15 protein-coding genes are annotated in these 14686 nt (G+C 63.9%); 10 read left to right on the plus strand and 5 right to left on the minus strand.

The window, feature by feature from the left end; all coding sequences use genetic code 11:
- Positions 1–51: 51 nt before the first annotated feature.
- The 4 genes from nthA (at position 52) to EJ069_RS03895 (ending at position 2925) form a co-directional block, all read left to right on the plus strand.
- Positions 52–669: a nitrile hydratase subunit alpha gene (gene nthA / locus EJ069_RS03880; protein WP_126060164.1), complete on the plus strand. Its 618-nt coding sequence runs from the start codon at positions 52–54 to the stop codon at positions 667–669.
- Positions 666–1325 (plus strand): nitrile hydratase subunit beta, encoded by a 660-nt coding sequence (gene nthB, locus EJ069_RS03885; protein ID WP_126060165.1) that lies wholly within the window; start codon positions 666–668, stop codon positions 1323–1325. Before nthA ends, nthB begins: the two co-directional genes overlap by 4 nt.
- On the plus strand, positions 1312–1656 hold the full coding sequence (locus EJ069_RS03890; protein ID WP_126060166.1) for a nitrile hydratase accessory protein: 345 nt from the start codon (positions 1312–1314) through the stop codon (positions 1654–1656). The genes nthB and EJ069_RS03890 overlap by 14 nt, the downstream gene beginning before the upstream one ends.
- A gap of 141 nt (positions 1657–1797) precedes the next feature.
- Positions 1798–2925, plus strand: coding sequence for an ATP-dependent RecD-like DNA helicase (locus EJ069_RS03895; protein WP_126060167.1), 1128 nt, complete (start codon positions 1798–1800; stop codon positions 2923–2925).
- 280 nt (positions 2926–3205) lie between these two features.
- On the opposite strand, the gene EJ069_RS03900 is transcribed toward EJ069_RS03895, so the two are convergent.
- Both EJ069_RS03900 and EJ069_RS03905 read right to left on the minus strand, forming a co-directional pair.
- Entirely contained in the window at positions 3206–4132 is a 927-nt protein-coding gene (locus tag EJ069_RS03900; protein WP_245456620.1) for a transposase, read from the minus strand.
- A gap of 302 nt (positions 4133–4434) precedes the next feature.
- A complete protein-coding gene (locus EJ069_RS03905) occupies positions 4435–4833 on the minus strand; it encodes an STAS/SEC14 domain-containing protein (protein ID WP_126060169.1) in 399 nt (132 codons plus the stop codon).
- A 108-nt stretch (positions 4834–4941) separates the two neighbouring features.
- Here EJ069_RS03905 and EJ069_RS03910 point away from each other — a divergent pair, with 108 nt between their 5' ends.
- From EJ069_RS03910 to EJ069_RS03925, 4 genes are all read left to right on the plus strand, one after another.
- Complete coding sequence (locus EJ069_RS03910) at positions 4942–5682, plus strand: pyridoxine 5'-phosphate synthase (RefSeq protein ID WP_126060170.1); 741 nt, start codon at positions 4942–4944, stop codon at positions 5680–5682.
- A gap of 86 nt (positions 5683–5768) precedes the next feature.
- Positions 5769–7682, plus strand: a complete 1914-nt coding sequence (locus tag EJ069_RS03915) for a potassium transporter Kup (protein WP_126060171.1) — start codon at positions 5769–5771, stop codon at positions 7680–7682.
- 140 nt (positions 7683–7822) lie between these two features.
- Positions 7823–9742 (plus strand): potassium transporter Kup, encoded by a 1920-nt coding sequence (locus tag EJ069_RS03920; protein WP_126060172.1) that lies wholly within the window; start codon positions 7823–7825, stop codon positions 9740–9742.
- 45 nt (positions 9743–9787) lie between these two features.
- Positions 9788–10828, plus strand: a complete 1041-nt coding sequence (locus EJ069_RS03925; protein WP_126060173.1) for an aldehyde reductase — start codon at positions 9788–9790, stop codon at positions 10826–10828.
- A gap of 36 nt (positions 10829–10864) precedes the next feature.
- On the opposite strand, the gene EJ069_RS03930 is transcribed toward EJ069_RS03925, so the two are convergent.
- Positions 10865–11758, minus strand: coding sequence for an SDR family oxidoreductase (locus EJ069_RS03930; protein WP_126060174.1), 894 nt, complete (start codon positions 11756–11758; stop codon positions 10865–10867).
- 170 nt (positions 11759–11928) lie between these two features.
- On the opposite strand from EJ069_RS03930, the gene EJ069_RS03935 reads away from it, so the two are divergent.
- A complete protein-coding gene (locus EJ069_RS03935; protein ID WP_126060175.1) occupies positions 11929–12339 on the plus strand; it encodes a helix-turn-helix domain-containing protein in 411 nt (136 codons plus the stop codon).
- Between the two features lie 73 nt (positions 12340–12412).
- Complete coding sequence (locus EJ069_RS03940) at positions 12413–13642, plus strand: NAD(P)/FAD-dependent oxidoreductase (protein WP_126060176.1); 1230 nt, start codon at positions 12413–12415, stop codon at positions 13640–13642.
- Here EJ069_RS03940 and EJ069_RS03945 read toward each other — a convergent pair.
- A complete protein-coding gene (locus EJ069_RS03945) occupies positions 13596–14315 on the minus strand; it encodes a glutathione S-transferase family protein (protein ID WP_189341646.1) in 720 nt (239 codons plus the stop codon). The genes EJ069_RS03940 and EJ069_RS03945 overlap by 47 nt on opposite strands.
- Before the next feature lies 1 nt (position 14316).
- Positions 14317–14622, minus strand: coding sequence for a Rieske (2Fe-2S) protein (locus tag EJ069_RS03950; RefSeq protein WP_126060178.1), 306 nt, complete (start codon positions 14620–14622; stop codon positions 14317–14319).
- Positions 14623–14686: the final 64 nt, after the last annotated feature.

Below are 14686 nucleotides of genomic sequence, written 5' to 3' on the forward strand. Positions count from 1 at the left end.
GCCCAAGGCCTCGCGCTTGCGGCCAACGGCAGCCGATCCTAGTCTCGGGGCATGACCCACGATCATGACCACGACAACGAGCTCGATCCGTTCGCGGCGCGCGTGCGCGCGCTGGAGACGATCCTGACCCAGAAAGGCCTGATCGATCCGGCAGCCATAGACGTCATCGTCGATACCTACGAGACGAAGATCGGCCCGCGCAATGGCGCGCGGGTGGTGGCGAAGGCCTGGAACGATCCGGCTTACGCCGAATGGCTAAAGCGCGACGCGACCGCCGCGATCGAATCGCTCTCCTATACCGGCCGCCAAGGCGAGCATATGCAGGCCGTGTTCAACACCGAGGAGACGCACAATCTCGTCGTCTGCACGCTGTGCTCCTGCTATCCATGGTCGGTGCTCGGCCTGCCGCCGGTCTGGTACAAGGCGCCGCCCTACCGCTCGCGGGCGGTGATCGATCCGCGCGGCGTGCTGGAGGAATTCGGGCTGACGCTGCCCAGTACCAAGAAAATCCGCGTCTGGGATTCGACCGCCGAGCTTCGCTATCTCGTGGTGCCGATGCGGCCGAAAGGCACCGAGGGCTGGAGCGAGGAGCAGCTCGCCGAGCTGGTCAGCCGCGACGCGATGATCGGCACGGCGCTGGCCAAGGAGCCGGAGGGGGGGCCGGCATGAACGGGCCGCAGGATCTTGGCGGACAGATGGGCTTCGAGCCGGTCGCGCCCGAGAAGGACGAGCCTTATTTCCACGCCGCATGGGAAAGGCGGGCGCTGGGCGTGACGCTCGCCGCCGGCGGCATGGGGGCGTGGAACATCGATGAAAGCCGGCATGCGCGGGAATCGCTGCATCCCGCCGACTACTATTCGTCGAGCTACTACCAGATCTGGATCAAGGCGCTAGAGGTGCTGCTGAAGCGCCATGGCTTCGTCACCGAGCGCGACCTGGCCGCCGGCAGAGCGGTCGATGCGGCCTCGACGCCGAAAAGGGTGCTCAAGGCAGCGGATGTGCCGGCGGTGCTCGCCAAGGGCGGGCCGTGCGACCGGCCTGTCGCTATGCCGGCACGGTTCCAAGCGGGCGACCGGGTGCGGACGAAGAATTTCAACCCGACCGGCCACACGCGCCTGCCACGCTACGCGCGCGATAAGACCGGGAGGATCGAGGCCGTTCGCGGCGGCTTCGTCTTTCCGGACAGCAATGCGCATGGCAAGGGCGAGAATCCGCAATGGGTCTATACCGTGGTGTTCGACGGAGCCGAAATCTGGGGCGAGGGCGCCGATCCGACGCTCAGCGTGTCGATCGATGCCTGGGAGAGCTATCTTGAGCCGGCATGAAGGCGCCTTGCCGGCGGGTTTCGACGAGCCGGTCTTCGCCGAGCCGTGGCAGGCCGAAGCCTTCGCCCTGACCGTTGCGCTGCACGACAAGGGCCTGTTTTCGTGGAGCGAATGGGCGGAGGCCTTGTCGGCCGAGGTGAAGCAACCTGGCGCGGCGAGTGATGGGCACGATTACTACGAACACTGGCTGGCGGCGCTGGAGAAGCTGCTGTCCAGGAAGGGTGTCGCCCGCAAAGGCGAGGTCGATGAGCTTGCCGCCGCCTGGGAGCGCGCCGCGCACGCAACGCCACACGGCAAGCCGATCCTGCTGGAGAATGATCCAGGGCGCTAGCCGGTAGATCGTCTTTGTTCTCTTTACGTTCCTATTTCCGGCTGATAGCCTGGGCTATCGAAGGTGGCCGCTTTGTCGCCGACAACGGTCGGTATTGCGGCCAATCTTGTCTTTCGCTTGCGAATCCGGTCTGTCGGACAGATGGAATTTTCTCCCCAACAGGACGAGGCTCTGAAGGCGGTCGGGCGCTGGCTCAAAGAGGGCCGGCCGCAGGTCTTTCGGCTGTTCGGCTATGCCGGCACCGGCAAGACGACGCTGGCGCGCTATTTCGCCGAGCATGTCGACGGCCAGGTGCAGTTCGCCGCCTTCACCGGCAAGGCGGCGCAGGTGCTGCGCTCAAAGGGGGCGACCAACGCCCGCACCATCCATTCGCTGATCTATAGACCGAAGGGTGAGGAATCGGTCGAGGACGAGGTGACCGGCAAGACCTCGATGTCGCCGACCTTCTCGCTCAACCGGCAAAGCCCGATTTCGCGCGCCAAGCTCGTCGTTATCGACGAATGCTCGATGGTCGACGAGCAGCTCGGCCGCGACCTGCAGAGTTTCGGCACGCCGATCCTGGTGCTTGGCGATCCGGCGCAGCTGCCGCCGATCTCGGGCGGCGGCTTCTTCACCGAACACGAGCCGGATGTGCTGCTGACCGAGATCCACCGCCAGGCGCGCGACAACCCGATCATCCGGCTGGCGCTCGACGTGCGCGAAGGCCGGGAATTCATGCATGGCGACTACGGCACCGCGCAGGTGATCGGCAGGGAAGCAGTCAACCAGGACCTGGTGCTCAAGGCCGACCAGGTGCTGGTCGGCACCAACCGCACGCGCCGGCGCTACAATCAAAGATTGCGCGAGCTGAAAGGGTTCAACGCGGACTTTCCGCAGGCCGGCGACAAGCTGGTCTGCCTGCGCAACGACCCGGCCAAGGGCCTGCTCAACGGCTCGCTGTGGAAGGTTATGACCTCCTCGCGCGAGACGGTGAAGCCGGGCATCAACCTTCTGGTCTCGCCGGAAGAGGACGACCCCGACCGCGGCGTCGCCAAGATCAAGCTGCTCAAGGCGGCGTTCGAGGATCCCGACACGGAAATCCCGTGGCAGCAGAAGAAGCGTTTCGACGATTTCGACTATGGCTATGCGCTGACCGTGCACAAGGCGCAGGGCTCGCAGTGGAACGACGTCGTGCTGTTCGACGAGAGCTGGGCCTTCAAGGAGACCCGGCAGCGCTGGCTCTATACGGCAATCACCCGCGCCGCCGAGCGGCTGACGGTGGTGCGCTAGGGAGGTTAGGAGTTCAGGTGAGGCTGGCCTGGTTCCTCAACACAGTGACTTTGAAAGATTGCAGGCTTTAAGGGCAAGGCTATCAACGTCCGCTGGGTAGTCAGCGCAAACGTTGGCGATGAGCTGGAGGCTTCTGAACCTCGTCATTCTAGGGCGGAGCAAGGAGCGAAGCGACGCGCGCAGACCCTAGAATCCATTCCGTTACCTGGACCGAAGTATGCAGCGGTGCAGAATTTCTGGACCGCCGCGGCGCTTCCATTTCACGGCATGGCAACTGTGTTCATGCGAAGGCGATTTTGTCGCGCATGATGGCGTTGAGGACGACCAAGAGCTTCCTTGCGACGGCGATGATGGCCAGTTTCTTGGAGCCTGAGCGGGCGGCAAGTGCGGTGTAGAAGGTCTTGAAGCGCTCACAGGTTCTGACGGCGGTGAGGGCAGCCATATAGAGGGCACGGCGCACGCGTGATCGGCCGCCCTGGATATGGCTCCTGCGGTTGAGCTTGCCGCTCTTGTTGTCGAACGGGGCAAGGCCGGCCAGTGCCGCGATCGCCTTGGGTGAGCGCTGGCCGAGCTCGGGCAGGAGCGCCAGCAGCGAGAGCGCGCCGACCTTGGAGACACCGGGCACGGAGACCATCAGCGCATGGTCGCGAGCGGTGTCCTGGTTTTGACGAATGACCTCGGCAATCCGGCTCTCGAGCGCTTTGATGCGCGTGTCGAAGTAGGCGATCGTTTCTTCCAGGTCGGCAATGACGGCCTCATCGAAAGCCTCGGCGAGGTGCTTCTTCAGCGCTGCCCGCATCTCGACCAGATGGTCGCGGTGGCCGGCAAGCGATTGAAGCCGCTCGACTTCTTCGCTCGGGGCCGGCTCGGCCTCAGGGTTATAGCGACGGCCATAGTCGCTCAGCATCCTGGCATCGAGAGGATCGGTCTTGGCGCGCCGGCGCGTCGACTTCGAATAGTGGTGGGTGTGTGCCGGGTTGTGCCGCGAGAACGGCACGCCGGCCTTGGCCAGCGCATGACGCAGCAGCCGGTCATGCACGCCTGTCGCCTCCATGACGACGAAGTCCCGACTGGGATCAAGACCCGCCACATAAGCCGCGATCGCATCGGCCTGGTTGTCGATGCGCCGAAGACGGCCGCTTGTCTCATCAAAAAAGTCGAGCCACTGCTTGGAGATGTCGCAGCCGACATAGTTCTGGGCTATCATGTCCACGCCTCTTCCTGTGGTGCGAGGTCTGCTTGTAACAGCCCCGTGCAACTGTTCAGGTTGATGGTTCACCGGTGGGAAGGGACCGGGCCATGCCACGGCCTGTCCGAAAGGACGACCAGGATCCACTCGGTCTTCTTCCCACTTCGAACCATACACCAGAACCAACACACAGGATCCTCGGGTCTGCGCGCGTCGCTTCGCTCCTTGCTCCGCCCGTGGATGACGATCGCGGTAGGCGTCTCGGCCAATCGCCAAGGCATGCCACATAGCCAACCGGTCAAAACTTCTGTGTTAAGGAACTAGCCCGTCGGCCTTGCGCCAAGCCACTGCCAGGCGGCTTCCTCATCGTCGACATCGAAGCGCCTGACTTCGAAAGGCAGCGTTTTGGGGAACACGCCCGCGACGAGGGAAGCCCAACTCGGCTCGCCAATGACGGCGCAGCGCACGACATGTTCCATCGCGTCGGCCACGCCCTGCCGGAGCGTGTCCTGCTTGATATTGGCCCAGTCGACGCTTTCCTCGTCGGTCAGCCTGATCAGCACGTCGATCCTCGGATGCAGCGCGTAGGCGGCTTCCAGCAGGCCGAACAGGTTTTCCGCATCGGCCGGCGAGACATCGCCGACGACGTCGATGGCAAAAAGCGCGTCGCGGTTGGTCTCGATGCGGCGGATAGCCGGCACGGCTTCAAGGAAATTCACTGCAAATCCTCACCTTAGCCTCCAACTGTCCCCTGGAACACGCGAAACCCCCTATCTGTTCCCGTCAAAGGCGCTATAGATGCCCGCCGATCCACTGGACCCCAGCTCATGCCCGCCAAGCTTTCGGTCAATCTCAACGCCGTCGCCATGCTGCGCAACCGCCGCGACCTGCCGTGGCCGAGCGTCATTGGACTTGGCCGCATTGCCCTTGCCGCCGGCGCGCATGGGTTGACGGTGCATCCCAGGCCAGACGAGCGGCATACAAGGCATTCCGACCTGCCGGAGATCAGGGCTCTGATTGACGACGAATTCCCCACGGCGGAGTTCAACATCGAGGGCTATCCGACGGAGGATTTCCTGGTGCTGGTCGAGAAGAACCAGCCCGAGCAGGTGACGCTGGTGCCGGACGACCCGGCGCAGGCAACCTCGGACCATGGCTGGAACTTCGTCGCCCAGGCGGCGTTCCTCACTCCGATCGTCAAGCGGTTGAAGAAAAGCGGATTCAGGGTGTCGCTGTTTTCCGATGCGGTTCCGGACGGGGTCAATGCGGCGCGCGACACAGGCGCCGACCGCATCGAGCTCTATACCGGGCCCTATGGAGGTTTCCATTCCGATTCCGCAAAGGCGGCGAAAGAGCTGGAAAGGCTGGGAAAAACCGCCGACGCCGCATTCAAGGCGGGGCTCGGCGTCAATGCCGGCCACGATCTGACCGTCGAGAACCTACCGCCATTGGTCAAACACATCCCGGCATTGGCCGAAGTATCGATCGGACATGGGTTGACAGCCGATGCGCTGGAGTATGGCATGGCCGGCACGGTCGGGCGGTTCTTGAAGGCCTGCGGATGGTAGGGGACTTTGGGTAGTTTCGGCAGTCTTGGTGTGTCGCGCGCGTCGCGGTGGCCTCGCAGCGTGACGAATTCGGTAAAGTGGGGTTCATGGTGCTAGCCAACGCCAGCGAAACGGAATCCCTCGAACGCTCGGGCCATGCCGAAACCGAGCGGCAACACAGCACCAAGGTGCTCATGCTTGGCGCGCTGGGCGTCGTCTATGGCGACATCGGCACGAGCCCGATCTACGCCTTTCGCGAGGCGCTGCACGCGTCTTCGAGTTCGGTTGCCCGCAATGACGTGCTCGGCGTGCTGTCGCTGATCGTCTGGGCGCTGACGATCATCGTCACGATCAAATATGTCGCCTTCGTGCTCAGGGCCGACAACAAGGGCGAGGGCGGCACGCTGTCGCTGATGGCGCTGGCGCGCAGCGCCTACCCGCCGGGTTCCAAGCTTATCCTGGTGATCGGCCTTTGCGGCGCGGCGCTGTTCTTTGGCGATTCGATCATCACTCCGGCGATCTCGGTGCTGTCGGCTGTCGAAGGCCTGGAAGTCGTCACGCCGGCGCTCGATACGTTCGTGGTTCCGATCACGCTGGTCATCCTGGCCGTGCTTTTTGCCGTGCAGCGCTTCGGCACGGGCAAGGTGGCGGCGGTGTTCGGGCCCGTGACGGCGACATGGTTCGTGGCGATCGGCGCGGCCGGTGTCTACCATATCGTCGACGATCCGTCGGTTTTCTTGGCGATCAATCCATATTATGCGATCTACTACCTGGCCACGACACCGACCGGAGCCTTCGTTACCGTCGGCGCGGTCTTCCTGGCGGTGACCGGCGCGGAGGCTCTCTATGTCGACCTCGGCCATTTCGGCCGCAAGCCGATCGTGGTGGCTTGGTTCGCAATCGTCTTCCCGTGCCTGCTGCTGAATTATTTCGGCCAAGGCGCCTTCGTGCTCTCGCATGGCGGCAAGCCCACCAACCCGTTCTTCCAGATGCTGCCCGAATGGGCGCTGATGCCGATGGTCGGCCTTGCAACCGCGGCCACCGTCATCGCCAGCCAGGCCGTCATTTCCGGTGCCTTCTCGCTGACCAGGCAGGCGGTGCAGCTCAACCTTCTGCCGCGCATCGAGGTGCAGCACACATCCGAGATGCAGAGCGGCCAGATCTATATGCCGAGGGTCAACCTTCTGGTCGCGCTTGGCGTGATGCTTCTGGTCGTCGGCTTCGGCAGCTCGAGCGCGCTTGCGTCGGCCTACGGCATTTCGGTCACCGGCGAGATGCTGATGACGACTATCCTTTTGTTCGTGGTGATGCGCTGGCTGTGGAAATGGCAGGTTGCGACCGCGCTGGCCCTGGTGGTGCTCTTCGGCGTCATCGATCTCGGTTTCTTCTCGGCCAATGTCGTCAAGATCGTCGAGGGCGGCTGGGTGTCGATCACGGTCGCCTGTCTGATGGGCCTGATCATGTGGACCTGGATCCGCGGTACCCGCTACCTGTTCGACAAGACGCGCCGCAACGAGATCCCGCTCGACTTCCTGGCGTCGAACCTTCTGAAGAAAAAGCCGCAGCTGGTGTCGGGCACCGCGGTGTTCCTGACCAGCGATCCGCTGAGCGCGCCGACGGCGCTGATGCACAGCCTGAAGCACTATAAGGTGCTGCATGAGAAGAACGTCATCCTGTCGGTGGTGACTGCGCCGCAGCCGGTGGTGCCGGACAGCGAGCGCGTCAAGCTGGAGACGGTCAATGAGCTGTTCATGCGCGTGACGCTGACCTTCGGCTACATGGAGCAACCCAACATTCCGCGCGCCTTGGCCATCTGCCGCAAGCAGGGCTGGAAGTTCGACATTATGACGACGTCCTTCTTCCTGTCGCGGCGCTCGCTGAAGGCTTCGCCCAATTCCGGCATGCCGGTCTGGCAGGACCGGCTGTTCATCAGCCTGGCACGCTCGGCTGCGGATGCCACTGAGTATTTCCAGATCCCGACCGGACGCGTCGTTGAAATCGGCACGCAGGTCGCGATCTGACGAGATCCGCCGGATGAACGAGCCGGGCGTTGCGTATACCGAAAGCCTTGCGTCGGCGGCATGGGAGCCCTAACGCTGGGGCACTTGATATTGCACTGCAGCAAGCGTAGAGCACCGCGCATTTTATCGGAGTGTCGTCCATGGCCCTTGCCAATGGTGGTGCAGACGCAGAACCCGCCGACCAATCGAGCCACGCGGAAATTGAGCAGCACAGCACGAAGGTGCTCATGCTTGGCGCGCTGGGCGTTGTCTATGGCGACATCGGCACCAGCCCGATCTATGCATTCCGCGAGGCGCTGCACGCCTCTTCCGGCGGTGATGTCGCGAACCGCGCCGACATCCTGGGCGTGTTGTCGCTGATCATATGGTCGCTCACGATCACGGTGACCGTGAAGTACATCATGTTCGTGCTGCGCGCCGACAACCGCGGCGAGGGCGGCGTGCTGTCATTGATGGCCCTGGCGCGCGGAACTTTCCCGACGCGTTCGGCGATCGTGCTTGGCATCGGCATTGTGGGCGCATCTCTGTTCTTCGGCGACGCGGTCATCACGCCCGCCATCTCCGTGCTTTCGGCTGTCGAGGGCATGAATGTCGTCACACCGGCCTTCCAGCCCTATGTCGTGCCGCTGACGCTTTTGATCCTAGCAGTGCTGTTCGCGGTCCAGCGCTTCGGCACCGGCGGTGTCGGCCTGGTGTTCGGCCCGGTCACCGCCATTTGGTTTCTCGCCATCGGCCTTTCCGGTCTGAAGCACATCATCGCTGATCCGGAAATCCTGTGGGCGATAAGCCCGCATTACATCGTGGCCTTCTTCATCAATTCGCCCGACGTTTCGTTTGTCACCGTCGGCGCCGTCTTCCTGGCGGTTACCGGCGCCGAGGCGCTCTATGCCGACCTCGGTCATTTCGGCCGCAAGCCGATCGTGCTGGCGTGGCTTGCCATCGTGTTTCCCTGCCTGCTTTTGAACTATGCCGGGCAGGGCGCGTATGTGCTTGCCAAGGGCGGCACTGTCGGCCACCCGTTCTTCGAAATGAACGAAGGCTGGGCGCTTGTTCCGATGGTCGTGCTGGCAACGGCGGCGACTGTCATTGCAAGCCAGGCCGTGATCTCCGGCGCCTATTCGCTGACCCGGCAGGCGGTGCAGCTCAACATGTTGCCGCGGCTCGAGATTCTCCATACGTCCGAAAAGCAGTCCGGCCAGGTTTATATGCCGCGCGTCAACATGCTGTTGGCGCTGGTGGTGATGCTGCTGGTGGTCGGCTTCGGCGAATCCAGCAAGCTCGCCTCGGCTTACGGCATCTCGGTAACCGGCAACATGCTGGTGACGACGACGCTGCTGTTCATCGTCATGACCCGCATCTGGAGATGGAACATCTGGCCTGCCGTCGCTCTGACAGTGGTTTTCGCGCTGATCGACATCGGCTTCTTCGCCTCCAACATCGTCAAGGTGTTCGAGGGCGGCTGGGCGTCGCTCGCGGTAGCCTTCGCCATCATCCTCGGCATGTGGACCTGGGTGCGCGGCAGCCGCTACCTGTTCGACAAGACGCGCCGCAACGAGATCCCACTCGATTTCCTGGCGGCGAATCTCCTGAAGAAGAAGCCGCAGCTTGTGTCGGGCACCGCCGTGTTCCTGACCAGCGATCCGCTGAGCGCGCCGACGGCACTGATGCACAGCCTGAAGCACTATAAGGTGCTGCATGAGAAGAACGTCATCCTGTCGGTGGTGACCGCGCCGCAGCCGGTGGTGCCGGACAGCGAGCGCGTCAAGCTGGAGACGGTCAACGAGTTGTTCATGCGCGTGACGCTGACCTTCGGCTACATGGAGCAGCCCAACATTCCGCGCGCGCTGGCCATCTGCCGCAAGCAGGGCTGGAAGTTCGACATTATGACGACGTCGTTCTTCCTGTCGCGGCGCTCGCTGAAGGCTTCACCCAATTCCGGCATGCCGATCTGGCAGGACAGGCTGTTCATCGGCCTGGCCAAGACGGCGGCGGACGCGACGGAATATTTCCAGATCCCGACCGGACGCGTGGTGGAGATTGGCACGCAGGTCGCGATCTGACAGACTGCGGAGCATCGGCCGGAGCAGTGGCTAAAGGGGCGGCGCATGAGCGGCGAGTTGGTGCTTGTGACCGGCGGGTCCGGCTTTCTTGGCGCTCATTGCATCCTTGCGCTTCTGAACGCTGGCTATCGCGTGCGCACCACGGTGCGCTCGGCCAGGCGCGAAGCCGATGTTCTTGCGATGCTGAAGGTCGGCGGCGCCGAGCCAAGCGACGCGCTTTCCTTCGTGCATGCCGATCTGATGAGCGACAAAGGCTGGCCTGAGGCGGTCGCCGGATGCCGGTACGTCCTTCACGTCGCTTCGCCTTTTCCGTCCGGCGTGCCGAAGCATGAGGACGACCTGATCGTCCCGGCCAGGGAAGGGGCATTGCGCGTGCTGCGGGCCGCGCGCGACGCCGGGGTCGAACGTGTCGTGCTTACCTCTTCCTTTGCCGCTGTCGGCTATGGCCAGACACCGGTCGTCGAGAAGCCCTTCACGGAGGAGAACTGGACCAACCTTTCGGAAAAGGTCAGCGCCTATGTGAAGTCGAAGACGCTGGCCGAACGGGCGGCGTGGGATTTCATCGATCGCGAGGGCGGGTCTCTGGAGTTGGCAGTGGTCAATCCGGTCGGCATCTTCGGGCCGGTCCTGGGGCCGGATCATTCGACCTCGACGGATTTCATCAGGCGGCTGATGGATGGCGAGGTGCCCGGACTGCCGCGCATGGTGTTCGGCGTCGTCGATGCGCGCGACGTCGCCGACCTGCATCTGCGCGCCATGACCAATCCTGCCGCCAAAGGGGAGCGGTTCCTGGCCATCAGCGGCGATTTCATGACGATGCTCGAGATCGCGCGGACGCTGAAAGCGCGGCTCGGCAATGCGGCGTCGCGGGTTACGACAAGAGTGCTGCCGGACTGGCTGGTCCGGATCGTCGGGCTGTTCGACGGGCAGGCGGCCCAGATCGTGTCGGAACTGGGCAAAGCCAGGAACGCGACGAGCGCCAAGGCCATGCGCCTGCTTGGCTGGACGCCGCGATCACGGGAAGAGGCGCTGGTTGCTACTGCGGAAAGCCTGGTCCGGCTTGGGTTGCTCAAGAAGTCGAAGTGAAGCGCGCCTGAGAGGCCTTCTCAGGCGCGCCTTGCTTCAGCCGAGCAGGGCCGTCTTGTTCGCTTCGAGGAACTGCTTCAGCGTCCGGGGCTTGCGTCCCGAGAGCTTTTCGACGGCATCGGTCACCTCTGCAATGCGGCCGGCACGCGTGTTGGCATCGAAGGAGACGATGATGCGGGCGAAATCCTCGGGAACGCCCGCCGCCTTGACGCCTTCGGTCAGCGCCTCGTCCGGCAGTTGGATGACTTCCAGCGCCTTGCCGGTCACCTCGCTCACCAGCGCTGCGATCTCGTACGTGGTGTAGGCCTGCGGGCCGGTCAGCGTGTAGATGTGGCTTTCCTTGGAGCCGGACGCGAGGCCGGCGGCAATGGCGGCGGCCATATCGTCGCGCGCGCCGTGGGCGATGCGCCCGTCGGCGGCCGCCGTGTACCACTTGCCCGACGAAATGGCGTGCGGCAGCGACATGAACAGGTTCTCCTGATACCAGCCGTTGCGGAAGATGGTGTAGGGGATGCCGCTCGCCTTGATGGCCTGCTCGGTGCCGTAGTGATCGCCGGCAAAGAGCACGGGCGAGCCCGGCTCGGGATTGGGCATCGAGGTGTAGAGCAGATGCGAAACGCCTGCCGCCTTGGCTGCGGCCACGGCCGTCTCATGCTGCTTCAGCCGGCGGCCCGTCTTCAGATCGAGGTCGCCGGTCGAGATGATCAGCACCCGGTCGGCGCCAGCGAACGCCTTCTCCAGCGAGGTGCTGTCGTTGAAGTCGGCGGCCCTGACGGCGACGCCGCGCGCTGCAAGGTCGGCGAGGTTCTCGGGGTTGCGGGTGGCGGCGATGATGCTCGAGGGCGCAATTTTCTGCGCCTCCAGCAAGTGATTGATGACGGCTCGGCCGAGCTGGCCGGAAGCGCCGGTGACGAGAAGGGTTTCGGTCATGGGGGAGTCCCTGAAAAAATTGCGTCGAAGGCGGATCAAATTGTGGTCTCAAAAAGAGACCAGCACTAAAATAGGAATTGACCTCGGGCCGTAAAGAAGGCAGTTTTTCGGGAGGTAGGCACGGCGGGGGAACCACCCCGGCCGGCCGAACTCGACCAGCGGATGTCGCGATGGACAGCAAGATCTTCAATCTGAAAGCCAAGCTCGAGGTCTATAAGGCCATGACCAACGGCGGCAATTTCGCCGACTGTCCGGTCCGCGACGTGATCCAGGGCATCAGCGGCAAATGGAGCTCGCTGCTGGTCATGGCGCTGGCGGAGAGGCCCTACCGCTTCGGTGAGCTGCGCCGGCTGGTTCCCGACATCTCGCAGCGCATGCTGACGCAAACGCTTTACGAGCTACAGCGCGACGGCTATGTGCACCGCGAGGTGTTCCCCACCAAGCCGCCGAGCGTGGAATACAGCCTGACCGATCTCGGGCGCTCGATGTTTGCGCCCCTGCAGATGCTGGTCCAGTGGGCCGAGCTCAACCATGACGCCGTGCGCGAGGCACGCGCCGCTTTCGACGCGGCTCAAGCCTGACAGGCGTCAAAGCGCCAGCTTGATTTGACTGCTGTGTTGGGAGATTGTCCGGCCGGCTTGGCTTGGGCGGGCAATGAGCAGATCCTACGACATCGCGATTGCCGGCGCCGGGCCGGCCGGATTGGCCGCGGCGCTCTATCTCAAGCGGGCGGGGCACAAGGTCACCATCTTCGAGCGCTTCGACGCGCCGAAGCCTGTCGGCTCCGGGCTCATCCTGCAGCCGACCGGGCTGACAGTGCTCGCCGATCTCGGCCTGCTCGACGACATCCTTTCGCTCGGCAGCCGTATCGAGCGGCTGCACGGCACCGATGCCCAGACCGGGCGCACGGTGCTCGAAGTCCGCTACGACGCGCGGCGCGGCCGTCGCTTCGGCCTCGCGGTCCATCGGGCGGCGCTGTTCGGCGTGCTCCATCGCGCCGCCTTGCGCGAAGCGATCGCGATCGAGACCGATGTCGAGGTCGAGACACCGGAGACGGCCGAGCGCGCGACGCTGGTCTGCGCCAACGGCAAGCGGCTCGGGCCGTTCGACCTCATTGTCGACGCCAGCGGCGCGCGCTCGAAACTGCGGCACTGTCTAGGCGATGCCGCCATGCCGCGACCGCTGGCCTATGGCGCGTTCTGGGCGTCGCTCGGCTGGCGGGACGGCTTTGACAGAAGCGCGCTGCTGCAGCGCTACGACAAGGCAAGCATCATGGTCGGCGTGCTGCCGATCGGCCGGCCGGAGCCTGGCGCGCAAGACATGGCGGCCTTCTTCTGGAGCCTCAAGCCGGCCGATGCCGAACGGGTAAAGGCCGAGGGGCTCGAAGCATGGAAGGCGAGAGTGGTTTCGGTCTGGCCGGAGTGCGAGGCTTTCACCAGCCAGATCGACAGTTTCGGGCAGCTCTCGCTCGCCCGTTACGGTCACCACACGATGACACTGCCGGCAGGCCGGCGGCTTGCCGTCATCGGCGATGCCGCGCATTCGACCAGCCCGCAGCTCGGGCAAGGCGCGAACATGGCGCTGCTCGACGCCGCCGCCCTCGGCCATGCGCTGGCGCGGGCGGACAGCCTCGACGACGCGCTGGCGACTTATGCCAGCGCACGCCGTTGGCATGTGCGCGTGTTCCAGGCGCTGTCACTGTCGCTGACGCCGTTCTACCAGTCGGACTCAGCGGCTTTGCCCTTTGTCCGTGACCGCATGGTGGCGGCGCTGGCGCGTGTGCCGCCGGGGCCGCAATTCCTCGCCGCCATGGTCGCCGGAACGGTGATCGACCCGTTCAGGCGGATCGGGCTTGCGGAGTTTCAGTGGCCTGCCGCCGGATGATCCCGGATAGGTAAGATCCCTTGGCCCGAAGGAAGGCATGCAGCCGCCGCGGATACTCCGCGCCGACCGCCTCCTTGACCGATTGCCGCCTGCTCAAGGCCACGCGCCAGGCCTGGACGCGCGGCTTGCCATCCAGAATGCCGAAATCGCCGATGCGGTCGAAGGTGTCGAAGTAGCGGAAGATCGGCCCGTAGACGGCATCGACCAGCGAGAAGCGCTCGCCGCCGAACCATGGGCCGCTTTGCCTGGCCGGCAGTTCCGCCTCCACGCGAGCGAACATTTCGGACAGCACTCTGCTTTCATGGAGGAAAGCAGCTTCGTCGGCGGCGGAATAGAAGCGGCCTATGCCATTGAGGATGGCCGAGCCGAATTCGATCCAGGCGCGATGCCTGGCCCGCGCCAGCGGATCGGCAGGGTGCAAGGGATTGGCTTCGGTTTCCTCGAGGAATTCGAGGATGACGGCGGATTCGAAAATCACCTCCTCCGATTGGCCGTGTTGGACGCGGAGCAGAGGCACCCTGCCGAGCGGCGAGACAGCTTTGAACCAAACAGGCTTGTCGGCAAGGTCGACATAGAGCCGATCGAAAGGCACATCTTTCTCGGCAAGCGCGATCGTGCCGCGCTGGACGTAGGGGCAGAGGTGATGGCTGACGAGGGTGAGTCTTGCGGTCATCTCACTCTCCCCAGACATAGTTGAGCGCGCCATCCTCGACGCGGGTCGACAGGAACATCAGGCGCGAGCCTTTCGGCGCCGGTCCTTCGAGACGCTCGCCGCTTTCCATGTCGAATTTCGCGCCGTGCCATTGGCAGACAAGCGTGCCGTCCTTGCAGTCCAGCGGTCCGCCGAAATGCAGGCAGACATTGGCAGCCGCGCGGATGCGCTCGCCGCTGCGCCAGACATGGACCTCGCGACCGAAGAAGGGCGCGATCAGGCTGCCGATCTGGGGAATGTCGGCGATCTTGCAGATTTCATGTTTCATCGGAAAGTTCCTTGTTAATGCAATTGCATCTATATGGATGCAAATGCATCGATCGTCAAGCTTG

It is taken from the genome of Mesorhizobium sp. M2A.F.Ca.ET.043.05.1.1, assembly GCF_003952445.1.
GTDB lineage: Bacteria > Pseudomonadota > Alphaproteobacteria > Rhizobiales > Rhizobiaceae > Mesorhizobium.